Below are 237 nucleotides of genomic sequence, written 5' to 3' on the forward strand. Positions count from 1 at the left end.
GTACAAGCAAGCTCGCCGCAGAGGAGGCCATCAATGCGGTGTTTGAGACGATCGCCAAGACGGTGGCGGCAGGTGATGCTGTGCAACTGATCGGCTTTGGCTCGTTCGGGGCCGGCGAACGTGCCGCGCGCACCGGTCGCAATCCGAAGACCGGTGAGCCAATCGAAATCGCGGCAGGCAGGACGGTCAAATTCACCGCGGGCAAGGCGTTCAAGGATGCCGTCAACCAAGCGTGAG

At 62.4% G+C, this 237-nt stretch carries 1 protein-coding gene; it reads left to right on the forward strand.

The features are described 5' to 3' along the window. Positions 1-236, forward strand: a 236-nt coding sequence (locus tag NCR93_RS29180; RefSeq protein WP_250532385.1) for an HU family DNA-binding protein, incomplete at its 5' end; no start/stop codon positions are given. Between the last annotated feature and the right edge of the window lies 1 nt (position 237).

The organism is Caballeronia sp. ATUFL_F1_KS39, assembly GCF_023630985.1.
Taxonomy (GTDB): Bacteria; Pseudomonadota; Gammaproteobacteria; order Burkholderiales; family Burkholderiaceae; genus Caballeronia; species Caballeronia zhejiangensis.